This is a genomic window from Paenibacillus sp. 1_12, assembly GCF_900114475.1.
In the GTDB taxonomy this organism is placed as follows: domain Bacteria; phylum Bacillota; class Bacilli; order Paenibacillales; family NBRC-103111; genus Paenibacillus_S.
The window spans coordinates 19,139-44,286 of the sequence record NZ_FOTE01000031.1; the positions used below are offsets into that span (position 1 = coordinate 19,139).

General features: G+C 42.1%; 20 protein-coding genes and 5 pseudogenes. 5 read left to right on the forward strand and 20 right to left on the reverse strand.

Features of this window, described 5'->3' with window-relative positions; genetic code table 11:
• The first annotated feature begins 70 nt into the window (after positions 1-70).
• Positions 71-814, forward strand: a complete 744-nt coding sequence (locus BM210_RS31695; protein ID WP_091176691.1) for a phosphoribosylaminoimidazolesuccinocarboxamide synthase — start codon at positions 71-73, stop codon at positions 812-814.
• A gap of 810 nt (positions 815-1,624) precedes the next feature.
• Here the strand turns inward: BM210_RS31695 and BM210_RS31705 are convergent.
• Positions 1,625-2,626, reverse strand: a complete 1,002-nt coding sequence (locus BM210_RS31705) for an NAD-dependent epimerase/dehydratase family protein (RefSeq protein ID WP_177238119.1) — start codon at positions 2,624-2,626, stop codon at positions 1,625-1,627.
• Between the two features lie 806 nt (positions 2,627-3,432).
• Here BM210_RS31705 and BM210_RS31710 point away from each other — a divergent pair.
• The gene (locus BM210_RS31710; RefSeq protein WP_091176694.1) at positions 3,433-4,167 is read left to right on the forward strand and encodes a hypothetical protein; all 735 of its coding nucleotides are present in this window, start codon (positions 3,433-3,435) and stop codon (positions 4,165-4,167) included.
• 420 nt (positions 4,168-4,587) lie between these two features.
• On the opposite strand, the gene BM210_RS31715 is transcribed toward BM210_RS31710, so the two are convergent.
• Entirely contained in the window at positions 4,588-4,887 is a 300-nt protein-coding gene (locus BM210_RS31715; RefSeq protein WP_218185002.1) for a GNAT family N-acetyltransferase, read from the reverse strand.
• 551 nt (positions 4,888-5,438) lie between these two features.
• Positions 5,439-5,885 (reverse strand): annotated as a pseudogene (locus BM210_RS31720) (SDR family NAD(P)-dependent oxidoreductase); the annotation flags it as partial.
• A gap of 200 nt (positions 5,886-6,085) precedes the next feature.
• Between BM210_RS31720 and BM210_RS31725 the strand changes: the two are divergent.
• Positions 6,086-6,813: pseudogene (locus BM210_RS31725) on the forward strand (AraC family transcriptional regulator).
• Positions 6,814-6,842: 29 nt separating this feature from the next.
• Here the strand turns inward: BM210_RS31725 and BM210_RS31730 are convergent.
• From BM210_RS31730 to BM210_RS31780, 11 genes and pseudogenes are all read right to left on the reverse strand, one after another.
• Entirely contained in the window at positions 6,843-8,051 is a 1,209-nt protein-coding gene (locus BM210_RS31730; RefSeq protein ID WP_256224179.1) for an MFS transporter, read from the reverse strand.
• A gap of 1,071 nt (positions 8,052-9,122) precedes the next feature.
• Positions 9,123-10,016, reverse strand: coding sequence for a LysR family transcriptional regulator (locus BM210_RS31740; RefSeq protein ID WP_091176695.1), 894 nt, complete (start codon positions 10,014-10,016; stop codon positions 9,123-9,125).
• Positions 10,017-10,185: 169 nt separating this feature from the next.
• Positions 10,186-10,824 carry an HD domain-containing protein gene (locus BM210_RS31745; RefSeq protein WP_091176696.1) on the reverse strand — a complete coding sequence of 213 codons (639 nt, stop codon included), beginning with the start codon at positions 10,822-10,824 and terminating at the stop codon, positions 10,186-10,188.
• Positions 10,825-10,968: 144 nt separating this feature from the next.
• Positions 10,969-11,109 carry a hypothetical protein gene (locus BM210_RS35165; protein WP_177238120.1) on the reverse strand — a complete coding sequence of 47 codons (141 nt, stop codon included), beginning with the start codon at positions 11,107-11,109 and terminating at the stop codon, positions 10,969-10,971.
• A 253-nt stretch (positions 11,110-11,362) separates the two neighbouring features.
• A pseudogene (locus BM210_RS31750) lies at positions 11,363-11,509 on the reverse strand (SDR family oxidoreductase); the annotation flags it as partial.
• Between the two features lie 171 nt (positions 11,510-11,680).
• On the reverse strand, positions 11,681-12,406 hold the full coding sequence (locus BM210_RS31755) for an MOSC domain-containing protein (protein ID WP_091176697.1): 726 nt from the start codon (positions 12,404-12,406) through the stop codon (positions 11,681-11,683).
• A gap of 686 nt (positions 12,407-13,092) precedes the next feature.
• Positions 13,093-13,194 (reverse strand): annotated as a pseudogene (locus tag BM210_RS31765) (isochorismatase family protein); the annotation flags it as partial.
• Positions 13,195-13,299: 105 nt separating this feature from the next.
• Positions 13,300-14,115, reverse strand: coding sequence for a DUF5666 domain-containing protein (locus BM210_RS31770; RefSeq protein ID WP_091176699.1), 816 nt, complete (start codon positions 14,113-14,115; stop codon positions 13,300-13,302).
• On the reverse strand, positions 14,096-14,593 hold the full coding sequence (locus tag BM210_RS31775) for an RNA polymerase sigma factor (protein WP_091176700.1): 498 nt from the start codon (positions 14,591-14,593) through the stop codon (positions 14,096-14,098). Before BM210_RS31775 ends, BM210_RS31770 begins: the two co-directional genes overlap by 20 nt.
• A gap of 702 nt (positions 14,594-15,295) precedes the next feature.
• A complete protein-coding gene (locus BM210_RS35170; RefSeq protein ID WP_177238121.1) occupies positions 15,296-15,454 on the reverse strand; it encodes a low molecular weight phosphatase family protein in 159 nt (52 codons plus the stop codon).
• A gap of 308 nt (positions 15,455-15,762) precedes the next feature.
• Positions 15,763-16,335, reverse strand: a complete 573-nt coding sequence (locus BM210_RS31780) for a hydrolase (RefSeq protein ID WP_091176701.1) — start codon at positions 16,333-16,335, stop codon at positions 15,763-15,765.
• A gap of 127 nt (positions 16,336-16,462) precedes the next feature.
• Here BM210_RS31780 and BM210_RS31785 point away from each other — a divergent pair, with 127 nt between their 5' ends.
• Complete coding sequence (locus BM210_RS31785; RefSeq protein ID WP_091176702.1) at positions 16,463-17,416, forward strand: TetR/AcrR family transcriptional regulator; 954 nt, start codon at positions 16,463-16,465, stop codon at positions 17,414-17,416.
• Between the two features lie 512 nt (positions 17,417-17,928).
• On the opposite strand, the gene BM210_RS31790 is transcribed toward BM210_RS31785, so the two are convergent.
• The 4 genes from BM210_RS31790 to fosB form a co-directional block, all read right to left on the reverse strand.
• A complete protein-coding gene (locus BM210_RS31790; protein WP_091176703.1) occupies positions 17,929-18,486 on the reverse strand; it encodes a helix-turn-helix domain-containing protein in 558 nt (185 codons plus the stop codon).
• A 144-nt stretch (positions 18,487-18,630) separates the two neighbouring features.
• Positions 18,631-20,076 (reverse strand): pyridoxal phosphate-dependent decarboxylase family protein, encoded by a 1,446-nt coding sequence (locus BM210_RS31795; protein ID WP_091176704.1) that lies wholly within the window; start codon positions 20,074-20,076, stop codon positions 18,631-18,633.
• A gap of 586 nt (positions 20,077-20,662) precedes the next feature.
• On the reverse strand, positions 20,663-20,977 hold the full coding sequence (locus tag BM210_RS31800) for a hypothetical protein (RefSeq protein ID WP_143101132.1): 315 nt from the start codon (positions 20,975-20,977) through the stop codon (positions 20,663-20,665).
• A gap of 267 nt (positions 20,978-21,244) precedes the next feature.
• A complete protein-coding gene (gene fosB, locus BM210_RS35985; RefSeq protein WP_256224182.1) occupies positions 21,245-21,610 on the reverse strand; it encodes a metallothiol transferase FosB in 366 nt (121 codons plus the stop codon).
• 845 nt (positions 21,611-22,455) lie between these two features.
• Between fosB and BM210_RS31810 the strand changes: the two are divergent.
• A pseudogene (locus BM210_RS31810) lies at positions 22,456-23,596 on the forward strand (IS3 family transposase).
• A 276-nt stretch (positions 23,597-23,872) separates the two neighbouring features.
• On the opposite strand, the gene BM210_RS31815 reads toward BM210_RS31810, so the two are convergent.
• Both BM210_RS31815 and fliD read right to left on the reverse strand, forming a co-directional pair.
• Positions 23,873-24,301: an S-layer homology domain-containing protein gene (locus tag BM210_RS31815; protein ID WP_143101133.1), complete on the reverse strand. Its 429-nt coding sequence runs from the start codon at positions 24,299-24,301 to the stop codon at positions 23,873-23,875.
• 423 nt (positions 24,302-24,724) lie between these two features.
• The coding region (gene fliD, locus BM210_RS31820; protein ID WP_177238122.1) for a flagellar filament capping protein FliD at positions 24,725-25,148 on the reverse strand (424 nt) is incomplete at its 5' end.

Sequence of the window (25,148 nt, forward strand, 5' to 3'; positions counted from 1 at the left end):
TTTATATCTCCTCTTCCAGTTTACATATGGTATGATGGAAAATGAAAATATTAGGCTGAGGTGAAAAAAGATGAGTTTAAAACTTGCTAATTTAGAACGGATTTATGTGGGGAAAACGAAAGATGTTTATGCTTATGACGAGAAGTCCATCGTGCTTCACTCAAAAGATAGTGTAACGGGTTGGAAGGTTCAGAATCCTGACGGCACAGTTACTGTGGTTGAAGACCCGGGTGCCAACGAAGTCATTGGCGAAGTGGCGGGAATTGGTCTGAAGAACATCATTTCCAGCGTTCACTATTTTAATATGTTTGAGGCCGCAGGACTGTCGACGGCATTCTTAGATGCTGACCTTACAGAGAAAAATATTCTGCTCAAAAAAGCTGAGAAAGTCGGACACGGATTGGAATGCATCGTCCGCTTCAAAGCCATGGGTAGTATTCTGCGGACCTATCCTGACTATGTCAAAGAAGGTCAGGAGCTTACCGATTTCTTTGAAGTAACTACCAAACACGATGCTGCTGGAGATCCACGAATTTCAAAAGAATTCTTGACCAACCCAGACTTTGGACCGGCCATGACTTCAAATCAATACGATGATACCAAAGCCCTCTGTCTGAAAGCCGCCGGTATCATCAAAGACGACCTTGCCAAGCACGACCTTGACTTGATAGACATCAAATTCGAAATCGGGATGGTTGATGATCAAATCATTCTTATCGACGAAATCTCCGCCGGTATCATGCGCGTCTTCAAAAACGGCAAACAATTCTCAGAAGAAGAACTAGCAGACTTTTTCGTCTCACAAAGCGCTTAAATTCAAAAACAGCCTGACATGATTGTGCAGGCTGTTTTGATTTTCGAGTTCTATTCGGAAGCTTCAAGGTGCGACTTCAAAGTATCCCTTAGTTTTTTAAATTTGGCAAAAAAGCAACTCAAATGTCTAATCGACAGAAGAAGCTTTGCCGCGATGCCCGCGGCGGTGCCAGGCGCCAACGGCGATCGAGGCGGCTCTGAGCTATAGCCGGCCGAACGCATCTGTGGCAGGCTCACGAATAATCTTCTAAATGAGTGAGTGAGAAACCTTGTCATCCACGGCAAACAATATAAATTCTTGTCCCTTTTCGGCTAACGATATAAGTTCTAGTCAGTGACTTTGGACAAGAACTTATATCATTTAAACAAAAAACGCCGCAACTATGCCGCGTTCATTCGATATATGTTCTTGTCATCCTACATTTTCCTTTTGACATAAAATACAAAATAAACTATTAGCAATATTGACCCCAAAATCAGTAGCGGAAAACCAAGAACTACTTGATTAGCAAACTGTTCAAATCCTTCGCCTTCCTTTAAACAAAAGTAGAAACCTAGTAAAAAACTAATAATTGCAGACATGAGCAGAACAAGCAACTCTAGTCCCCCCATTTAAATGACTTTGAGTATATTTTATCCTGAATGTACGCAATGAAATAGTACTATTTTACACTAGTTCCACTTAACTCCTTTTACGTTACCTACCTCTTAGCTTAATGCCTAGCAGTACATCTGTATCAAATGCTATATTTTGTGAAGTAGTTCTGATGGAGCTATCGTTTTCTGTTTCTTAAAGAAGGTGCGAGCCACTTTAAGCAATATTATTATAAATTTCATCTTCCATTTCATAATCAAAACGTTTCAAATCGATCTTCTCAGGCTTATTTTTACGTTCCCAAGCTATAGTTTTTTTCAAGCCTTCCCAAAATGGAACTATTTCTTTAAAATCAAGATCCGTTCTAATTCTTGATGAGTCCATAATAAGATGTTGTTTCGTATTTAAGAGATTAAATCCAATTTGGTCAGGTAACGTGGGAACAGTAATTTCTTTTCCGTTCCAACCTGCCCCTTTACCAATCGCCTTTATCCAATCAGCCCTTGGTAAAGTTTCTATTTCACCGATATTATAAATTTTCCCTGATGCACGGTCTTTTGTAATAGCTGCTACGATCCCAGAGGCGACATTCTCAACATATGCATGTGTCCACCTGAATTGAGCAAAATCTTCACTCAATAAAATAAAATCTCTATTATCATCCATTCGTTTTAAAAATTCAAAAGTTCGGTGCTGATTATCTCCCGGACCATACACAGCCGGTAAACGAAGAATAGTTCCGGGCAAGTCATCGTCGCCCATTATAATTTGTTCGACTAATATTTTGTCATATTCCATGTTTCCACTATTTCTATATGGAAATAACTTTTCTCTTAAATTTGGATCTTCTGTAAGCGGTAAGGGCTCAAGAGGATGGGTTTCGTTTCTGATCATTAGATCGTAAGCACGGTAAACATCCCCGCTGCTAATTGCCACAATCCTTTTAGCTATACCTTTAAAAGTCCTCATAACTACATCAGCATGTGATCGTTTAGAAGGAATCATATCAAGTACAACATCAGGTAAATAATGTTTAAATTCATCTTTATAATTAATTAATTGTTCTCTATCTCCAATTATGTGCCTTACTTTTCCCGATAAATCATAACTAGTTGTTTGACCACGATGAAATAAGACCACTTCATGACCTAACTCAAGTAATTGGCTAACAACAAAAGGACCAATAAATCTGGTACCTCCAATTATTATGATCTTCATTGTTATCATCCCTTCGATTTCACAAATCTAGGTGAATCATACTAAATTATAACATACCGAGTAAAATTGAGATGTAAATTGAACCCCTCCTTGTTCTTCAACAATTCTGCCTGGCAGCTCAACACCCAACAGGACATCTGTACAAAAACTTTTATTTTGGAAGATATCCTTAGACAGAAAGAGATCCACATGACCTGGAGCGGACACGCAGCGGGGTTTGGGGATCAAAAAAAGCCAGCAGCGTGTGAGCTACTGACTTTGAAATCTTATTTGCTTGGGCAATTTTTATTAGGGCATTGAACCTCGGTGTCATAGCTAATTCGATTCGTAGCCGACCAATCGCTTTCCTGCTCTATTTCGTAATCGATAATAAATCCCTGTTCACATTTACAAGGTTGCTTAGACACTTGACTTCTTCCAATTACTTTCCAACCATGTCCCATCACACATACCACCTTTTTAAATGACATCAGGAGAAGCGATTTTGTCACACGGAAAAAACTGTAGCTCCGTTCGTAATATGTATCGGCAAAATATAATTGGAATTTAAAACAAGTCCAAGGTAAATCGCGGGGGTACATATGTATCAAACATCTTAATTTTGTGAGGATGTTACCTGCGGTGTCTACAAAAAACGCGATAACGCATCAAACAAACAGAAAGGCCCTATTTACCACTTCCCCCTTTCTTGCGAAGTTAGAAGCTACTGGGAGATTAATGCAATACATATATTATGAGGAAATGTTACAATCCAAGTGGAACAGTGCCCTTATGCACTAATTAAACTCAGATTGGAGTAAGTTTCTATGAAAAAATGTATGTATTGCTTAGAGGGAAAACTGGGTCTTACAAAGGAACATATCATTCCGTCCGGTTTATTAGAGATGTATCCCGAACAGGACGTCACATATACTTCAACAGTCGAAAAAAAAGTTCAAAGCTATAAAGACAACCAAGGGCATTCAATAAAAGACGTTTGTGAGACTTGTAATAATAACCTTTTAGGACCACTAGATACCTACGGAAACAATTGGATACGTAATTATTTTTTGGAGAAGTATGCAGGAGATCCGACGAAAACAGTAAATTATGATTTCCATATGCTGCAACGTTGGTTAATAAAAATCACCTATAATGTTGCTCGTTCCTCTGGCCTTAATTGCGAATGGTTTCATGATGAGCTTGGCTATATACTTCATAACATTCAGGATCAGTTGCCGCCTGTATCAATATTTGGTGGTTTGCACGTCGATATGACAGCATTTGGAGAAGATAAAGCCTTACTACTTAGCCCAATTAGTTCATATAGACCGTTATACGTTTATCATTCACCTAGAATTTTGGAAAATGGAATATCCTTTTGTATGAAACGCAGGTTTCCGCTTGATAAAGATAAGATGAAGATCAAAAGAGCAGAGCATGTGTTAACTATAAGATTTGGTTCAGCTATGTTTTTGGTTATTCTATGGAATAAGGAAATATTCTCGTCCGCGGTAGATAAGTTCAATGCTATTTTCGAAGCTAAGTTTCCATATAGATAATTTAAACCCGATCAAACGGAAATTGCTTTACAACGAGTTACGGATAGTATGAACTGTTTCCAGCCTGGAATTATACAAAGTAAGAAAGCAATGGAAGAAGCAGACGAAGGAATTCGACAAACTTCTTGTTTTAAGCTTCTGGATTAATTCTATTCTCTAAGCACATATAATTCCCTCTTTTATCCTTTAAAGGAATCATCTTGTCATTGAACTAACAATTTGCCCGTTAGGTGAGCCAAAAAGACTGCCGATTGTGCCGTCAGCCTTGTCAGTGTTTTATCCAACTATATGTATCCGTTACTTCAATGGAACTGAATAAAAACCAAAGTTGAATTTATATCGTATTTACGGTTCCTGATATACCATCTAATGCGTTTTCATACAACTCATACACCATACTCCATTCAGCAGTCTTATCATTTACATGGAAAATGTCGTACTGGTAAGTAGGAATGAAACCCAAATTTTTATAGATTTTTGGGTTTCCACAAAGAAAAACTGCACGATACCCCACGTCTCATACAATACGACCTGCCCAACCAGTTTTCCATCCTCATTTTCAGCAACTAATGAAAGCTCCGGTACGAAGGTATCCTTTTTTCGTACCTCATTCAAATAGTCTGGTTCCGTTCCATCTGCATGAGAAGAGGTCGCAAATGATGCCCTTAAAAGTTGGTACACTTCTTCGTAATCTGAAGGCTTTTCCTGACGTATTTTCACAAAATCACTTCCTGTTCAAAATTCATCTCACACAACCACGCGACTGAATTCCTTAATTTTTAATCTTAACCAAATTATAACAGATGCCGAATGAATTTGGCAGAAAATACAACTATAAATTGAACTATACTGCCAGTTAGCACAACGCGGCCGCCGCGTGTAGGGTGATTAAGGTGTGATACCCAATTTCACATATATTACTAGTGATAACTCCTTTTGAAAGTGATATTTTTACGTATTTGATATCTCCAGCTTCAAACAGACGATATGGTTATGTTTGTTATCCTTCGAAACAACTCACCTCTGGATCAAGTTCAAATAATAATACTACAAATAGTGTCACAAACCGATTCTGCTAAGGTTGTCGGGAATCGGACAATGTTCTTGTCACCAATCGGGAATCGGATCAAGTTCTTGTCATCGCCAATTGACAAGAACTTGATCCGATAACTAAAAAAGCCCACGGTTTCCGTGGACTTCATTCGGACAATGTTCTTGTCACCCGACAGATGTCCAGCAGTCTAACGACAAGAAAATTCCCATAAAACGATCGTTGGGAGCATTGCGCCCGATACGGACGTCGAGAAGTTAATGATTGTCCCGCCTTGCGCTATATGCTTCATCGCTTGTTGGCAAGCAAAATAAGTCCCTTTAACGTTGAGCGTGAAATGTCGATCGAAAATCTCCTCCGACACGTCCGCGATCACATTGTTTTCCATAATCCCAGCATTATTGATCAGTATGTCCACACGCCCGAATCGCTCTAGCGTTTCTGAGAACAACGCTTCGACTTCGCTCACCTTGCTCACATCGGCTTGGATTGCCGCCGCTTGGCCGCCAAATTGCTCAATCGTCATTACAACCTCGTCCGCTTTGCCCCGGCTTGAGGAATAATTGACCGCCACCTTCGCTCCGGATCGTGCTAATTGGATGGCCACTTGCCGACCGATGCCTCGCGACGCCCCGGTGACGATCGCGACTTTTCCATTCAAACTCATTTCCTTCCCTCCCCTTTAACATGTTCTGGACCTATCGATCATTCGCCTTGCAAATTCATTATAGTAAGTATTAGTATGGTGCCGTTAGACCATTACTATCCGATCCTTGCCTAATTCTCTTCCTTCACCAAATATAAAAGTAAAAATCATCCATCTTGGAAAGGCTGGCCGACATGGACACAATGGACGAATCGCATCGCATGGAACAAGCGTTGCAGCAATTGGCACTTCTAATACGTCGACATGCCCCTGATAGCGACGGCCATTCCTTCTTTGTCGCTGATGCTGCCACTCATTTGTCGGAACCGTTGGAATCCGTCTACAAACCATCCATTTGCGGCGTGGCGCAGGGCATTAAGATGGCCACGCTGGCTGATGAAACCTACCGATACGATCCTTCGACTTACTTGGTCACTTCCGTCGAATTGCGATCATGGGCAGAATTGTCGAGGCTTCACCCGAGATTCCCTATTTAAGTTTGAAACTGAGCTTCGACGCCGCCGTCATCCTGGAGATCGTTGAAAAAACGAATCGGCCGGCTTCCGTCCCCGTGGAATCCGGCCGAGGTATAACCGTGAACCAAACGTCTCCAGTGTTACTCGAAGTCATCGTTCGGCTCATGCAACTGCTCGGCACGCCTGAAGACATTTCAGTTCTGGCGCCGCTTATCATCCGCGAAGTTCTGTATCGGATGCTTCAGGGCGAACAAGGTGCGCTCCTTTATCAATTTGCGATCAGCGGCAGCCATGCCTACAACATCACTCAAACAAATCGGTTGATCAATCGGCAATATGACCGCCCGCTGGCGATCGGGCACCTCACAAAGTCCGTGAATTTGAGCATATCGGCACTTCATAAGCATTTCAAGCGCGTCACGGAGATGAGTTCATTTGAAAAAATCGCAACAATTATTTTGCGATGTTTTTAGGATATTCGGATTTTATGGTGGAAAACGGCTTATAATTTGCTCTTCTCTAGCAGAGTGGTTACTTCCGCTTCACGAGTAAAATCAATTTTCTGCCTCCGATGATGGAAAAAGTAATAAATGATAAGAGTAAATAACATGATTAGTCCACCGATCAGGTACATCATGTGATAGCTTGTCATTGCTGCAAGAATACCGAGTAAATAGGAACCTATTCCATATCCTGAGTCAAAAAACACTAAAAACGTACTCATAGCAACTCCTCTACGATGACTGGGTGAAGCTTTAACCGCAATGGTCATAAAGGTAGGGAAAATAGCACCATATCCGAGTCCAATAATTCCTGCCGTAATAAGAAATACAGATGCTGAATAAGATTGGCTTAACCAGATCATTCCGAAAATGAATAAGATCATACCTGGATAAGCAAGGACATGCTCTCCTTTTCGATCGAATAATCGCCCGGTAAAAGGTCGAGTTAGGAGGATCATTAATGCCAAAACGACAAAGAAGTAGCTTGCAATACTCTCCAGCCCAAGCGTTTTGGCATATACTGAGATAAATGTAGATAAGGCACCATAAGAAAACGCAAGAAAAAAACCAACTACGGAAATAGGCATCGCCAGCGTCTCAAAGTAACGTCGAAACCCTTTGACAAATACCTTTGATGTTGCGTTCACGTGACTCGGGAGCCTTGTAATAAACCCACACAATAAAGACAGCAGAGAAAAAACAGCAACCGCTATGAACATAACACCATAGTTAATTTGCGTTGTTATCCATAAGCCTACAAAAGGCCCAATTACCATCGCGAGACTCATAAACAAACTAAAATACCCAACTCCTTCTCCTTTCCGATGTTCAGGGATAATGTCCAAAACAATGGCTGAAGTGGATGTAGTCACCATCCCAAAAGCAAAACCATGAATAAACCGCAATACGAGAAGGGTCGAATAGTTGTCAATCCATGTATACGACAAACTACATAACGTAGAAATAATTAAAGTAATTATTAAAAGTTTTCGTTTGCTTATCTCGTTTAACCACTTTCCGGTTAAAGGTCTTGAAATGACCGCAGTAATAATAAAAAGCGTGATAACAAGTCCGATGCCTTCCCTACTCCCATGCAGCTCATCGAGTACAAATTGTGGCAAGGTAACGGCTAACATATAAAAGGTCAAGAAGATAAAAAAATGACTTAAACTGATCGTTACAAAATCCCGACTCCATAATCTGCCCACGCTGATCCCTTCTTTCTTTTAAATAAACAATTCACCTCCCACACTTTGCAGTTTTTCATAATACAATGCTAACCAAGCAACTGCCCCAAGGCTTAAAGACAGAATGCCGATGATGAATTGCCTTCGGAATGAAATCGGAGAGCCGGATTTACATAATAGGTGATTTCGAAAATGCAAGGGAATACCCCTATAACAATCCAGAATGTAGATGATGCAGTCAGCCCGAAAGATTTGGCTGCTTTTGGCAGCGCTTATTATCTTTTGTGTTCATGATGACGAGAACAATAGTAATTCCGAAGAGGAATGTAACAGCCCTTCCCTTCATACCCATGACATTGTTTGTTTTCACGCTATTTGAATCATGCTTTAATTATGCGCTTCTTTTAAGGCAAAACCTCGGTCCAGTTTGTGTTTCATTAGTTCTATTATAATTGAATAATAAAACAACAGTTTTATATGCACTGAGCGATCCCATTCGCTTGTTAATCGTTTCGGACCTCTACAAAGGATGTGAACTGGCATGTGGGGACTTCGAACCCCGTTTTGAAATCCACGATATCTCATCATGCCCGCACATTAAGAGAACTGGCGTCGTAAGAGTTTGCATACAAGATACCCAGCGGTCATATTCTTGAGGACCTAGGATCTAGAATTACGTTTCCCTGGATTATTAACATCTATACTGTCCTCTTACGAAGCTTCCGATGATAAACCAAAGCTACTCCATCTGGAGTAAATTCCAAAGAAAGTACAATGAGCTAACCTACTGATGAAATGGTAGAAATTCTAAAGGAGATTACTCTCTAACTAGCTACGGTTTGATTTGTTGCGTATTCGCTTGGTTAGCCGGTCGCTATTACGTTAGTAAAAAATAGGAAATATCGTATTGTACAAGCAAATAAAAAAATGGGTGCATCCATCTTCTTTAACAAAATAAGCCAAGCTGCCATTATGATCGACTCAATACTTTGGATACTCAAAATGTGCTAGTACTGTTTGCACTTTTCAAGAATGGCTTACGGTTGATTCAGCACCCCATCTATTCATTCCAGGTCAAATCTTTGGACAGATTTAATTAGATAGTCCAAGTTGACTTATTTGTTCCTGAAGAAGCTCGGTAAATTTTAGAACTGTTTGCCCCCTATATTTCTCCTTGTGATAAATTAGTCCAACTTGCCGACTAAATGGGGCTTCCTCAATACTCAATGTTCTTATTCCAGGCCTGTTCCACTGCTTAATCAAGGTTTCTGAAAGGATAGAGCCCCCGACTCCTGCTTCAATAAGGTTGATAATTGATTCAATAGAATCGGTTTCGATGGTAGGTCGTAAATGAATATTCCTGAGGCTGCAGATAGCATCAATCTGCTGCCGACACTGATAATTCTCAGGAAACAAAACAAGAGAGAGGTTCTTAAGATCCTCTAGGCTTACTTCGGGTCTCTCCGCTAGGGGATGGCCAGCATTGACTGCTAAATAAAGCTTATCGTTGTATAGGGGCTGGGAAACGATTCGTTCATCATGAACAGGAGTAATAGTAAGAGCAAGGTCGATCTCGTTATGAAGCAAGCGTTCCGCAACATTGTCCGCGGTGATGATTCTAACCTGAACTTCTGAATAAGCGTCATGAAAATCCGGCAGCAGACGGCAAACAAGCGAATTTAATTCCCCCGGCAAAACCCCCATGGAAAGACGTCCTCGTTTGATCTCTTGCAGTTCCTGAATTTCTTCCAGTGCGCTTTCAAGGCTGTGAAATACGGTATGGCAATGTTTTAGCAAAATAAATCCTGCCTCAGTAATTGCTGTCTTCTTTCCTATCCGATCGAATAAAGGTAAACCCAATTCGTCTTCAAGTGCTTTTATCTGGTGGCTAAGTGTAGGCTGCGTGACACCTAACTTCTCGGATGCTCTTGTAAAATGCAGCTCGTGACAGACTTCCATGAAATATTCCAATTGCCGGATTTCCATCCTGTACCTCCAGTTTCCTGAACTCTTTATAGAATCATATTTTAATCAACGATTTCGAGTCATAGTCAGCTACATTATAGATAATTTTAGATAAACAAAACAATCCCCGACAGCTGTCCGACGGGGATTGTTAAGAGCAGCTTTTAAAGAATCGATTTGCTAAAAAATCTTATTCGTGCCATGGCGAATGAAGTACACAATCGCAAAAATCGGTGCGTTTGAAGCCCGGGAGCAACCGGGCACATACATCTGCCTTGATATTGCCAAAGGTCGTTTCCGGTTTATGAGCAAACCCCTCAAGAAATGCCGGTAAAATTTTGTTCTTAAATCCATCGCGCGGATAAGCCGATGTTACTTGGTTTCGCATCTCTTCAGTAAGTGCATCAAAGTTTTCTCCCATAACATCATAGCCAACGCCAGTGTAAATCAAGGCGACTTCCGATTCTTTATACTGGGCCACTCCAATGGTTGTATGCAAGGCGATGGCATCCCATACGAGCCGCGCAGATTCTTCCGGTACTCCATAACTTCGTAAAAAATTACGTGCTGCATTAGCTCCGTCCACCTCAAATCGTTTATCTGGACTGCTGTAGTGCTTGGTAAGTCCTAGGTCGTGGAACAAAGCGCTGATATACAGCAGCTCTGAATCATACTTAACATTATTTCTTTTTCCCATCAGTGCACCAAATAGGTACACCCGGTGGGAATGATTCCATAGTAAGTCGTTTCCAAACTCTCGAAGCATCTCTGCGGCTGCTTTAGCCAACGCGCTGTCTGGTATTTGAATTTCTGCAACAAAGTTTGACATGAACAGATCCTCCTTATAAATTAGTTTAATTAGGGTTGTTTACGAAGTTAATTGTATGTTTTAAATAATCATTGATCAATATTATTGTTTCTATTATTATCATAGATATTACGCATGATTTTATCCATAGATACTTCGGAATCGTTATACTCTCAACCCGGACGAGACAACAGGAAGATCGCCAGCCGGCCGCAGCAGCTCCGTGCGGACCGGAAGTACCAGAAAGCTGGCGGCTGTCAGCTGAAAATAAAGTTTTCTTTGAAATAAAAAAAGACCCACCTCCACTTGAACTGCCCCTTATTTTTTAAACTAACGTTACCCGTCAGAGCTGAATACCCCGCAGAACAAAAGTCGAATCTTGATTTTATTGTGAAATAAGCCAAACACTTGATAAATAGCTTATCGGCAATCGGTATACTTTCTTGGCCTTTTTCGGCATTCGGTACATATTCTTAACATTGCAAAAAAACCGCAATTTACGCGGTAATTAATCGGCTCATATTTTTGTCATCCGACATATTTCTATATAACATAACACCACTTGCCCGGGCACGATGCAATTGATGACGATGTCCTTGGGACCGAATTCCTTGGTCAATTGACGTGTCAACTGCTCGACCGCCCCCTTCGTTGCTGCATAAACGCTGTACGTTGGGAGGATTGCGCCCGATACGGACGTCGAGAAAGGGTATGATACCGATGCGGCAAAGGCTATTTGCTTTTTAGGAGATAATGCTATTTCTTGAGTGGAGCTATCGTTAGGTTTTCTTATCCAAGTTACATACCCATATAAGCTAGAAATACAATCCTCACCAAGAATAGTACCGTCTAAAAAAGTTGAATGACTTTGCAATTGTCAGTCAATTAGAGAAACTTTGTCATTCACGTGAATTTCGCCAGTTTTTATAACAGAAGCATATACTCCAAAAAAATTATTTCGCTCTTTCACAATAGTTTTCAAAAGCGTGGCATCTTTTTCAGCAGTATCAGGGTTAACAGTAACAATCATGCACCTCTCACAATGTCGTTTTAATTCGATTTCCACTTCATTTCCTATTTTTATCCGTTTTCCAAACCACGTTTCCTCAACAAAAGGAACTTTCTCAATTAATGTGAGTAATAGATTAGGACGGAAACGCCTGTAATTTACTTCTTTCCCCCATATTTCTTTAATTTTTTGTAATGAAGCGTCCGTTACCAATTGTAAATGTTCTTCCTCAATTGCCCCCAAAGGAATAAAAGAAGGAGAATATTGTATAGGAGAAATAGCTCGTTTCGATTTATTTTCTAACTGTTTAATCAGCTCTTCATGTTCCCAATCGAAAATTTCACCTTCTGGTGTCGTGATCTCAACCTTAGGAAATTTTTCTATTAGCTCTTCTCCCACAAATCTTGCATTATATAATGCCATTTCTGGGAATTGTGTTATTGTTAGATACTTTCCAGGTCTTGTTTCGTCTAAAAAAGCATGGCTACGGTCTCCATATAAACCATATTTCATCACTTTAGTTTTTTGTACACTTTCTCCATGGAACGATTTAACGGGATGACGAACAATTTCTTTTATGTGACCGATTAGCATTTCAATTCCTAAGCCTCCTATTCTTCTCTCGCAAATAAGTCGAAGATTACCTTATACAACTATTATGTCCTGGTCGGTAGATTTAATGATTAGAATCAACCATAGGAATTAACAAAGCGTTCAAATAAAGAGCAAATCATTCTCATAAGTTTTGTGATTTTTCGTGCCGATTTAGTATTTCGATTCTACAATAATTTTAAAAGAGTTTTCTATGCGTAAAAGATTGATATTTTTGTGTATCTACTGTTTCTTAGTACTGTTAAAATTTAGTTCTACGTTTATTTGTTTATTCTTTCTAAAATAATAAACAAAATAAAATAGAGCCAAGAACAATATAATACAAGCGCTCAAGGCTCTATTTTATTAACATCGTCAGGGATGGTTAATTTCGTTTTTACAGTTAGGATTACCGCGCCATAACCCTGTATTAGATTCTTGATAGATAAATAGGATAAACGAAATAGCTGAAAATTCTTTAAAGTCAATAGAGCCGCTATTAAGCAAGTGATATATCCAATGACAGAATATTTCGGCCATGTCAGTTCACTCAGCAATACCAGTGCCAGTGACCATGTTTCCAAATCTGGAAACACCTAGACTTGGATCACCTCAATAAATAACGTACTTGATAGACGGTTACGAACAGATAAGATGATATGGCTTCTTCCACGAAAAATCTGATGTTATCCATGTTGAAAAGCTTCACGGGCAGTAGTATCCACACCGATGGAATTGGAAATTCCGCACAGAACAATAGTATCGATACCGCGGCAGCGCAGCTGCAAATTCCTCTCACGCCTATCAGCTGTGGATTCTGATCCTCGCCGGCTTAGGGAGCCTTCCTAATGAAGAGGGCACCCTCTTAGGAGAGGTTGCTCTGATCAATTCGTAGCTTATTTCTGCGGAGTCATGTTGTTGTAGATGTTCGTCGCGTTGGCCTTGCCCGTGCTGACGTCATCGGTCGTGAAGCCGGATACGATGTTGCCGACCTTGAACTCCTTCTGCAGCAGTTCCTCCGAGGGCGCGGCGGCCGTCGGGCCGTCGATGCCCATCTTCGTCTCCGGCGTTACCGTGATCCACAGATCGCCGATCTTGAAGCTCTTGCCGTCCGCGCTCACTTCGGAGATGACGCCGTCGATGTTGACGGCAGCCTTGCCTTTAATCGCGGGCTTCGCTTTGCTGTCCTTCTCCAACGCGAAGAGGTTGTAGATCACGTCGGCCGTAACCTTGCCGGTGCTGACGTCCTTGGAGGTGTAGCCGGACACGATGTCGCCGACTTGGAAGTTCTTCTGCAGCAGCTCTTCAGAAGGATTCGCCGCCGTCGGTACGCTGCTGCCCAGCTTCGTTTGATCCGTAACGTCTACCCACAGGTCGCCCACCTTGAAACTCTTACCGTCCGCGCTCACCTCGGATATGACGCCGTCGATATTGACCGCCACCTTGCCCATGATCGGAGGCTTCGCCGTCGCGGTAGCCGCGGGCGGCGACGAAGGCGTCGTCGCCGGAGAGTTATGATTCAACGCGAGAATGCCCACCGCGAGCACCGCGCACGTCGCGATGCCCGCCGTCCAACCTATTACTTTTCTCTTCTTCGCCAATTCCATGTTCATCCGCTCCTTATGATCCATCAATTTTTTGTAGGTTGCTTCTTGGAAATCATCGCTGGTCTTCAAATGGGACATCGCGGACTTATAAACAGACTTCTTCATCCTTCATGCCTCCAATCTTCTCCTTAAGGAGCGCGCGCCCTCTCGCCAGCCATGTCCCAACCGTGGCGGGTTTGGCTTCAAGGATCGTCGCGATCTCCTGGATGGAATAGCCTTCGTAATAGTGCAGATGGATCGGAATCCGATACTTCTTGTCCAAGGCTAGCACGGTGTGCAGAACGTCGCTTTCTTCCTTGGGGAGGTAGCTCAGGTCTTCGGGAACCGGGTTGCGGCTTCGGAACCACCCGGCCTTCAGCATATTTTTGCTTTTATTAATGGTCGTTCGAATTAGCCAGGCTTTTTCGTGTTCGCCGTTTTCGAATACGGGGCGCTTCTGCAAATAAGAGAGGAAGACGTCCTGCGCTACTTCTTCCGCGTCCGCCGTGTTCTTCAAGTAGGCGAAGGCGATCTTGATCAAGCTTTGCGAATAAAGATCCAAAGCCCGTCGCACAGATTCATTGAGCTCAAATGAATTGTACACCTCAGCACCTCCTTTCACTTTCAATACAACTGGGCGCTCGATTATTTTTCATTGGGAGCGAATATTTTTTAGAAAATAACCTCTGCTTGGCTCTAGACGAGCCGAGACCCGCAAAGGAATGCAGCCTTCCAGCAATAAAAAATCCCACCTCTTGAAGAGACGGGATACCTGCAGGTTCATGCTATCCGATTCGATCGCTCCGGCCAAGTCCGAGCGCTACCTCTCCTTCCACCATCCACCGCTCGATCAGCCGATCAAGGCGCTCCCGGAGCGACTCTCTCTCCGCTCCTGTCTCAACAAGCACCCTATGCAAACCATTGATCGGTTGCTTGTTCGGTTATAATCTTAAGTGCGTTTTATATAGTAATAATGATAAATATAATATTTTTTTTTCATAATTTATATTAATAATGTATGAATGTGATAAATACCACACGGTTATAGCCGTGGCTTCTCGCAAGCTGCAGGAGTAGGTGACGCGGTGCTTGCCAGCAGCTACAAACGGTTGAGACGGAGATCAATCAAATTCCTTTTTCGATATCCCTAAGCTATCCTCCCGTTTGCGTGACAAAAAAAGTCATGAACCGGATTCGTCGGGAATGAGATCAAGTTCTTGTCAAAATCGGGAATGTGATCAAGTTCTTGTCATTGGGTTTTGACAAGAACTTGATCACATAAAATAAAAATCCGCGATTTACGCCGCTATTCATGAGATAATGTTCTTGTCACCCGACACCCAATCGCCAATGGGTCGGTAATGTTCCATTCTACATTCATAATCCCGAAAGGAACGATCGGACAACGCTCGACGATTTGCTCACACAGCTTCACGATAGCGTTAGCTGACATAAAATATTTCATGTCGATCTTCTAGCAAACGTTTTGTGAAACTTCAAATGTATAAGGATGCATCTCATTAGACGGATCACCACCACGCATAACTGCCCTTTACTTCAACGGACAACGGCAGTCGATCGTGTGCCGACTGCCGTTGTGTCGTGTTTGAACTACAGTTCTGCGTTAGCTGAATAGCTATTTTTCAAGTATTACGAGGGAATAGACCGTATTCACTCCTCCACTCCTCTATATTAGTCATAAATTCGTGACTCCCCTAACAAAATTAGCCCTTGGAAAACGAATTATTCCAAGGGCCTATCAATACGTTTAGTTTACGACTCTTGTATTGCAGAAATAATTTCTTCTGTGCTCCGGATTCGTCCAATACGAGGAAAGATGAAATTTTTGACATGGTCATGCTCTGCTTGCGTAAATCCAGTCATGGCGTCTATCGCAAATATGAGATTATAACCATGCATAAATGCTTCTCGTGCCGTTGTGTCTACCCCAAGTCCTGTAGCAATGCCGCATAATACAATGGTATCTATCCCTCGGCGACGCAGTTGCAAATCTAACTCCGTACCATAAAAGGCACCCCATTGTTTTTTTGTAATGATATGATCTGTATCCCTTACGCGCATTTCTGGAACAATTTGATCCCATCCATTCGGTAAATTTAACATAGGCGGCGCAATATCAAGTTTGGGGTTCGGAATATCTTTCATATCTTTACTGGAAACCCGAACTATCATAACCAATGAGCCTTGCTCCCGAAAAGTATCAGCCAAGTCTGCTGCGTTTGAGATCACCTGCTCTGCCGAATAAGGCGCATATTGTTTACCAAGCCATTTTTGCAAGTCGATCACCACAAGTGCTGTTTTTTTGGGATCTAACAGTCGTTCCATTTTAAGGCCACTCTCCTTGTTTTTTTGGTTTTGACTTAATGTTCAATAAATTGAACTATAGTTTTTGACTTTATGTTCATTATTATGTACAATTAGTCACAATTAGTCAAGTGGGAGGTAAATCTTAATGAGCGTATCCAAGCAAGAGGTTGTGCGATCAGCAACGAGACTTTTTAAAGAACGGGGGTTTCTTGAGATAACCATCCAAGACATTGCGGAAGATTGTGGGATTGCCAAGGGATCCGTTTATAAGTTTTTCCCATCCAAGGAAGACCTATTCAGTGAAGTATTTGACCAGTGTCATAATGCATATTTTGACCAAGTTGAAGATCTAAAGCGACTTCCCGGACTCTCATCAAAGGAGCAATTTTTACAGCAGATCGTTTTACGTTTTAGGTATTTTATTAAGTATAAGTTCATTCTAGTTGAATTCACTGAATTACCTATTCAACAAGACCCAAAATTCCAACCTCTTCGACACAAAGTACGGGGACGATTAATAAGGTGGCATATGGAGTGCCTGGAGCAAATGTATGGAGAAGAAATCAAACCATTTCTTTGGGACCTGGTATCTATGTATAGAGCTATTCTGAAAGAGTATTTGCTTTGGATTATTTATGAAGAAAAACTACTGTCATTGGAAGAAACAGCTAATTTCATATTGGATAAACTTAACGTACTTGTTAAGCATATGGTGGCTTCAAATTCCATTCCCCTCCTTAAACAGGTTTCATTCGAACGATATATCAACTGGGGTTTAGAGGACCGACAAGAGGAAAAAGAGGAAGTTCTTTACGACCTTTTCATGAGAATTGATACCACACTTGACCTTGTCCAGTCGGGTGCTGAGCATCGTATGGAATTAAGGGAACTATTGAATTTTATAAGAGCAGAAGTAAGCAATCCCGAACCGAATAATCCTTTAATTCAAGCATCACTGTTCTATCTAGAAAGAGAAAGTGAGATTAAGAGTTTGATCATCCAATTACGCAATGCAATTCATATTTATGATCCTTTGAATGGACGTTCGTTTCATCTTAGAGTAAGAGAAGATGTTGGCGGGTCCCCATTCCACAAATAGGCAACTATAAAATTATTTATTGAACTTGATAAATGTTCAAACGAAGTTTGATACCTAGTACGATAGTTTTAAGAAATCATTTATAAAAAGAATTGGATTATTATTCCACCACACTCCCTCTATGGAGAATCGCTTATCTCTTAAATGCTCTCGTTTTCTCAGATTTTGACCACGCCCGTTAGTTAAACAAAGCAGTCGATCCTTCTGGGCTGACTGCCTTTGTGTATGTGTGAAGCTTGTTTTTGACATCTTTCATTGTTCAAATATGAACATGTTAAGAAAGCAGAATTTTGGGACATAGAGATGTATTGTATAATGTTAAACAGACCATTAATCTGTAATGTTTAGCTACTATGGGAAGGGTAACTTCTTCGTGTCCATTATTGGAAAACAGTATAACTTCTTGTCTTTTAGAAAAGACAAGCAATTATATCCATAAAATAAAAAATCCGCTCAAATTGCGGATTCAAATGGTTATATGTTCTTGTCCTCTTACAGCTTCGGTCAGTTCCTCAGGCGCTTTCTTGCGGCCCCGACCGTCCTGCAATCCGTTTCTCTCCGCCTTCCTCGTACTTTTTCACCCACTGGTATGCTTGGTTGTAGGAAACCTTAAACTGCGCTGCTGTCTTTCCGTAGTCTCGCTCATGTGCAATGCAATGGAGCACGATATCGATTCGTTCTTGCCACGTTGTAGACCGACCCTTTGTCATAGCTTTTGCTCCCTCGTTATCCGATTTAAAGCTGCTATGACCATTATACTTGTTTATCCAACTTTTGAGCTGAGTTCGGCTTGCGATTTTGTATTTATCGATGACTTTATATTGTGAATACTGACCGGAAAGATAATCTTGCACCGCCTGGAGCTTCAGTTCTACGGAGTAACTTCGATTACGAATCCGAATCTCCAATCCGTCCATTCCGTAAAACGCATAGCGGTGCCGCCATTTCACAAGGGTGTTAACGCTGATGTTGTATTTACGAGCTACTTCCTCCCGAGTGCCTCTACCTGCAGCCAGTTCATCTATGATCGCTAATTTCTCTATAGCGTTATACTCATTCTTCTTTGACAAAGAAATACTCCCCTTTAAGTAGCCGGTTTATTTTTTAAACCTGTCTACTTAAAGGGGAGCATATCAGATTGTTGAGGACCAGCCTTTTTTTTATTTTAACTGTACAATTAATCCGGGCACCATATTATGTCAATTAACATAATTCTAGATAAGGTCTATACTGGCGAGCACACGCGCGACTGCATCTACTGTCGCAAGCACATCGGCGTCCGATGTGCGCCAGTTGACAACGCTGATTCGCATTGCACTCCGCCCTCTCCAAACTGTGCCGCTGAAAAATGCCGTTCCTTCCGCGTTGATAGCGGCAATCACAGAGGTGGTGCGAGCGTCGTGATCTTCTTCTGAAGCATCGATCTCTGGCGAGAGGAACCTGACCAGTGATTGGTTCAGCGTGGGTGCAAAAACTAGCTCGGCGCCATGTAACGATGCGATACCGTTTGCAAGCGCTGAGGTATGATCACAACTCCGCTCTATGAGATTGGCCACGCCAGTTCTGCCAAGCTCGCGCAACGCTGCATAAACCGCAAAGCCTCGTGCGCGTCGAGTCCAATCAGGTGTCCAGTTGATTTGGTCGCGTGTTTCCGCATCATGGGTCAGATAGTCTGCGCTAATCCCCATTGCAGCGCGATGTGCATCGGAGTCAGTAATTAGGGCTATTCCTATGTCCTTCGGTGTATTCAGCCACTTATGCGCATCTGTCGCCCATGAATGCGCCAGTTCGACTCCTGCCAGTTTGCTTCGATGGTGTCCACTTGCTCGCGCCCAAAGTCCAAACGCACCGTCGATATGCACCCATGCCCCCGCTGCTCGCGCGATGGGGATGAGTTCGATGAACGGATCGATCGCAGCTACGTTAAGATCCGCTGCGTCAAGAATAACAATTGTTGGGCTATCAGAAGCTTTAAGCGCTGTGGACAGCACATCTACTGTGACACACGCATCTGCGTCGGTTGTGAGAGGAACCAAGGCAGCTGTTCCGATACCGAGGAAGCGCAGAGCTCGTTCGATACTTCCATGGCGCTGTTCGGACGCCAGAATACGTATTGCGGGAGCTCCGGTCAACCCGTCTCGCTCCACATTCCATCCCCTATCCCGTAGGAGCGCGTGACGTGCTGCGGCGAGGCAGGTGAAGTGCGCCATCTGGCAGCCGGTGGTAAATGCGAACGAAGCTGTGCTAGGCAGATCAAGAACCTCCTTGATCCAGGCTCCGGCAACCTCTTCCACTACAGAAGCGGCAGGCCCGCAAGCATATAGAGCTGCGTTATTGTCCCAGGTGGAAGTAAGCCAATCGGCTGCAAGTGCTGAAGGCAGTGCACCGCCAATCACCCAGGCAAAAAAACGTCCCCCTGCAGAGCCCAAATGTCCTCCTTCGGTGGCAGCCACTAACTCGTCTATCACGCGTTCGGCGGGAATGCCATCATTGCCAAGGGGCAAGCCCAATCGACGCCGTAATGTACCTGTGTCTGTAGTTGCGCTGACAGACTGCCTGTCCAATCTGCAGAGAAAATCAACAGCATGGATCTGGGTACGCTCAAGCAGAGAGCGGAAATTTTCATTCAGGCCATCAATATCATTTTGTGTATTTTTCATCAAAAAAAATCCTCCATTTTCGATAAGAATTTAAGACGAATTTATTTTAACATAACAACGTTTTTGATATCTTGCTCATTTATTCGCATACTTAACACCTTGCTTGTACTTCTTCAATGAACTATCTTATTCGAATTCTAATCAGCGTAAGCTAACTACAAATTTCTTCAGTCTTTGAATCCAAATCCTCCGTGAAAAAAGTGGTAATATAAATCCTAATCATCATCTTCAGCAGCAACTGGTGAAGTAGCCGCCTAAAGTGTTGATATTTCTTCTGAATGAATATTTTACCTGTGCGATTTTACTACCGAAATATGATTTAATAACTATCTAATCGGCAAAGAGACTAAGTTCTTGTCCATTATCGTCTAAGGGATCAAGTTCTTGTCCTGTGACAACAACCAACATTTTTGTCGGATGACAAGAACATTTTTCGATTATCCCTCAATGGTCTGGTCTGTCTTCCACCGTAAATAGCCGGATTTTGTGATGTCATTTTTGCTTACTTTTAAGATTATTTAGTCCTATAAATTAAATTGCTCCAGTGATTTTGGAAATATGTCTTCACCAAAATCAGACTTTCTTTTTAATGCATTCCAAATCTCTGTGCTATTTTTATCATTGGACTCATAGCCGCTGTTACTGCTTCATACGGAGTCCAAGTTTTGTCGCCATCGATGCTCACTTTGTACTCGCCGGTCTTTTCGTCAATAGTAATTGGAGCCGTGTCCGAAGCAGGTGCTTTATTCAGTTTCTGCCCATCTCCCGTTGTTACTGATGTTGATTTGGCATATACGTTTTCCTCGTTAGTAGCTGCCGACGCAACTATGGATGTTGTCAGTGCCGAAACAACTAGCATAGCCACCCCGATTTTTTTAAAATTACCTGTTAATTTCATCATATAAGCCTCCAATGTTTTATTCAGTGTTGTTGCAACAACCTGTAACCTTAGGATAACATCACGTTGGTTAGGTAATAGTTAGTTTTGGGACTAGTATTGCTCTTCTGTTCAGTTCCATATTTTGTTCCATTAGTTCCTCTATGAATATGGGAGTGTGTTCCGCATACTGGGGGTGTTGTGGAGGATGAACCCGTCCTACTGGAGAATAATTACTTTCATTTATGAACATATGTAAAAAAGCTGGTGTTTTGTTCAGAAGTTACCTGTTTAATCATAAAACGTCATATGATGCTTTTCGTCTCGATAATACTGTAGACGATCCTGCAAAGTTCCTGTATGAAACTCAAACTTATGCCCGTCAGGATCGGTAAAATAAATCGAGTTCTTGTCCCTTAGGTCTCTATCGCGGTCAGGTAAAATATTTATGGAATGTTCCTTTAGTCGTTGTTCTAACTTAGTCAGTTCCATCTCATCAACTGTAAACGCAATATGTGTGTAAGATAGCTGAATTTCATTTCGCGGGATATTTTCCTCAGTATTAAGAGCTAACCAAATACCATTAAGATCTAAATAAGCTAGTTTTCTATCGTATTGCTTGTTAGTGACTGATAAATCAAATATAGATTTTTCGATAAAACAGCTCTTGTCACCCCATTGCCGTGAAAGGATAACCGCCTCTGATGAAAGTTCGATTGCATCTACCTCAAATGTATCGGAGAGTATTTTTGTATTCCTACCGTAACCCGCTCCTGGGACTAGAACTGTCCTGATATGGTGCTTCAAAAATAGTTCCTTCGCATGATACGCTGTTTCACTTGGTTGTTCTCCCCAGATAAGCCCTTCACTCATAAATCTATCTAAGGCTGATGCGCTCAAATCATATTCTCGGACAATATCTATTCGTGATTTTCCGCTTTCATACAACCGAACCATCTGGCTCTTGAATTCATCTGTGAATGTACGTCTCTCTTTGGGCATAGTAGTTTCGCTCCTTGTCTATTGGTTTCATTCTACTGGCCCTCAATTTATCTGTCCAACTTACTGTAGCCGATCCAATTCGCTTGGGTATATTCCCTGATGTGGTTTTCACTAAAGCGTGCATTCAAACTTTGAAACGATTGTAAATTGAGAAATAGTAAGTGTGATGAGACGATATGAAATACTAGATAATCCCCCTGTAGAAGGTCACATTGGTGATATCTTTTTCATAGCTAGTGCATTTAATTGTGTATTAATGAAAAATATAGTATTAGAACTCACAAGGTGGCGCTCAACTAACGGGCAGAAGCCGGTATTAGAGGAGGTATATGTTCGATTGATATACCAATAATAAAACAATTTTAGAAAAGGAGTATCTTAATGCAAGACCTTAAAGTCTGCAATCAAATGTCCATCGAAAACTCACTTGGAATAAGTGACCCTGCCTTGAATAGATAGACACATAGAAAACCTCTATAATAAAAGTGGAGGGATATACTATGGGGCAACGGAAGAAGTTTGATAAGGCATTTAAGGAACAGGTTGTATTGCGAATACTAGCCGGCGAAACAACATTTGCGGATGCGGCCAAGGAACTGAATGTTCATACACCACAGTCCGAGACTGGGTGAAATTTTATAAACAAGACGGAGACAGTGCGTTTCCAGGCAGCGGTCACTTTAAGGCTGAAGATGATGAGGTACGTAAGCTTCGAAAGCAGTTAGCGGATCTCAAGGAAGAGAATGATATTCTAAAAAAGGCGGCAGCCTACTTCGCGAAAAATCAGAAATAATGAGGTTCAAATTTATCTTTGAACACCGCTTCGAGTTTCGGATTGCGAAGATGTGCCAGGCTCTTAGCGTCTCAAGAAGCGGCTATTATGCTCATATCAAGCGACCGGAAAGCAAACGTAGCAAAGCGAACCAAGAGCTGCTTGATACGATAAAAGACATCCACACAAACAGTCGCAGAATCTACGGATCACCACAGATTACTAAGAATTTACCGTCAGAGAAGAAAGCCAGTCGCGGCCGCGTTGCGCGGTTAATGCGAGCTAACGGGATCCGATCAAAAGTGGTAAAGAAATACAAAGCAACAACAAATTCAAACCACAATCTGCCTGTTGCAGATAACATCGTGAACCAGGACTTTACAACGAGCAAACCCAATGAAAAGTGGTTGAGTGATATTACCTACATAGCAACTGCTGAAGGATGGCTTTATCTCGCTGGCGTGTTGGATTTACATGGCCGAAAACTCGTAGGTTGGGCGATGGATAGTCGTATGAAAACAGAGCTTGTCTGTACTGCCCTGAAGCAAGCAATTGGCCGCACAGGTGCATCCAAAGGACTTATTGTACATTCTGATCGCGGCGTTCAATACGCCAGTAAAGGCTACCAGAAACTTCTTGAGAAGAACGGATTTATCTGCAGCATGAGTCGCAAAGGAAACTGTTATGATAATTCTCCAATGGAATCCTTTTGGGGAAAGTTGAAAATGGAATGGCTCAATGATTACACATTCAATACACGAGCAGAGGCTAAAAAAGCTGTGTTTGAATATATCGAGCTCTTTTACAACCGTCGGAGAACACATTCCTCCAACGATTATGTCCCGCCATTCCTGGTCGGAGAAAGTTAGGTTAATTGGGTTCATTGAGGCTTTCTACGTGTCTACTTTTTCAGGACAAGGTCAATGCTTCAATCTCATGATCACCAACATCATACCTTCCGTAAATATTTCGTTCATCTAATAGAACCTCAATTAGATTTTCAAAATCCTCAGGTAATATCTTACTAAAATTAGCACCGTTTAAGCATTTAAACATATACCCCAAGTAAGAGCTTCATAGCTATAAGCTATTTGAACGTTTACAACGAAATGAAGGACGCCCCGATCGGGCGTCCTTCACAGATACTAGCTAAGTGAATCCAACAACTTCTTCAACTGTGGGTTAAGCTCCAGCACATTCAAGATGATCTGCAACGCTTCTGCACGTGTGGCATTGCTCTTGGGTTCGAATTTCCCATCCCCTTTACCGCTAACGATACCTGCTTGCGCTTCTGCTTTGATCTTGCTAGCTGCATAAGAACCATTCAGATCATTGAAATTGCCTCTTGTTGTGTCCTTCGCCAGGTCGTTAAGGTTTACAATGCGGGACAGTATGACAACCATTTCTTCACGTGTAATCGTTTGATCCGACTTGAACGTACCGTCGTCGTAGCCTTTAATCAATTGCAATTTGATGAAAACATCGATCGTCTTTCCAGCCCAGTGCCCTTGCGTATCAGCAAAATCAATTGTAGTGTTTGCTTCTATTATGAAACTGCCCCCAATCTTCAGGATGCGCGATAAGTAAGTTGATTATCTTAATGATAACATCGTTATCGGCAAGTGTGCCCAGAAATATCGATGCCGTTTTTTCCCTCACAAAGTGACGAGATGCACCGAAGCCTATTCCGATTACTTTGCGGGGATCCCGAATTTTCACTTCATGCCGCCGCGCGGAGCGCCCCAGTTTGGTTCGATCAGCTTAAGTCCCCATAATGAAATAAGCAACCTTAGCAGGTTGCATAGTTTACATTATGGTAGACCTTAGCGGGATCAATCCCCTGACCTCATCACTGCCAGCGAAGCGCTCTACCGCATGAGTCGGATTCACTACCAACAACATGGACAAACCCGCCTGAATAGATTTTTATCTACTCAAGCGGGTTTTGAACTATTATGTCCTTTATCTGTAAATTGTTGTTCATTGCCTGTATCGAGTTAATAAAGCCTATTCACGACCCACCCGCTTGCCTGTATCGGCATAGCCATTTGCATCGATGACTGGTACATCGCGAATTGCTGCACCTGGCGAGCTTTCGAGTTCAGCAAGCTGCTCGCCTGGACTTCATTGTATCTTTCCGCTGTTGATGATAGACGGTCAGCTAGGCCATAGTTGCCGCTAATCGCTTTCGTTGTTTGTTCGAAATTTGAGCTTAAGCTCTTCTTAAGCTGCTCTTCATCCAGCTTGAGAGTACCATCGCCGTTACGGTGAATACCGATTCGCTCATAGGTAGATGAGCTGATTAACGATTCCATGCTTTTACGGACAGATGAATTCATAACTCCACCGGCTTCTTTCAAGCGATCATGCATCGTATTGTAACTCGACACCAGATCTTTAACTTGCGCGATGACTTTGTCT

Excerpts from the sequence above, each read along its gene's own strand:
- BM210_RS31695 (WP_091176691.1), top strand. The coding sequence starts at position 71 with ATGAGTTTAAAACTTGCTAATTTAGAACGGATTTATGTGGGGAAAACG.
- BM210_RS31705 (WP_177238119.1), bottom strand. The coding sequence starts at position 2,626 with ATGAAGATCATAATAATTGGAGGTACCAGATTTATTGGTCCTTTTGTT.
- BM210_RS31710 (WP_091176694.1), top strand. The coding sequence starts at position 3,433 with ATGAAAAAATGTATGTATTGCTTAGAGGGAAAACTGGGTCTTACAAAG.
- BM210_RS31740 (WP_091176695.1), bottom strand. The coding sequence starts at position 10,016 with ATGGAAATCCGGCAATTGGAATATTTCATGGAAGTCTGTCACGAGCTG.
- BM210_RS31745 (WP_091176696.1), bottom strand. The coding sequence starts at position 10,824 with ATGTCAAACTTTGTTGCAGAAATTCAAATACCAGACAGCGCGTTGGCT.
- BM210_RS31755 (WP_091176697.1), bottom strand. The coding sequence starts at position 12,406 with ATGCTAATCGGTCACATAAAAGAAATTGTTCGTCATCCCGTTAAATCG.
- BM210_RS31770 (WP_091176699.1), bottom strand. The coding sequence starts at position 14,115 with ATGAAGAAGTCTGTTTATAAGTCCGCGATGTCCCATTTGAAGACCAGC.
- BM210_RS35170 (WP_177238121.1), bottom strand. The coding sequence starts at position 15,454 with ATGAAATATTTTATGTCAGCTAACGCTATCGTGAAGCTGTGTGAGCAA.
- BM210_RS31780 (WP_091176701.1), bottom strand. The coding sequence starts at position 16,335 with ATGGAACGACTGTTAGATCCCAAAAAAACAGCACTTGTGGTGATCGAC.
- BM210_RS31785 (WP_091176702.1), top strand. The coding sequence starts at position 16,463 with ATGAGCGTATCCAAGCAAGAGGTTGTGCGATCAGCAACGAGACTTTTT.
- BM210_RS31795 (WP_091176704.1), bottom strand. The coding sequence starts at position 20,076 with ATGAAAAATACACAAAATGATATTGATGGCCTGAATGAAAATTTCCGC.
- BM210_RS31800 (WP_143101132.1), bottom strand. The coding sequence starts at position 20,977 with ATGATGAAATTAACAGGTAATTTTAAAAAAATCGGGGTGGCTATGCTA.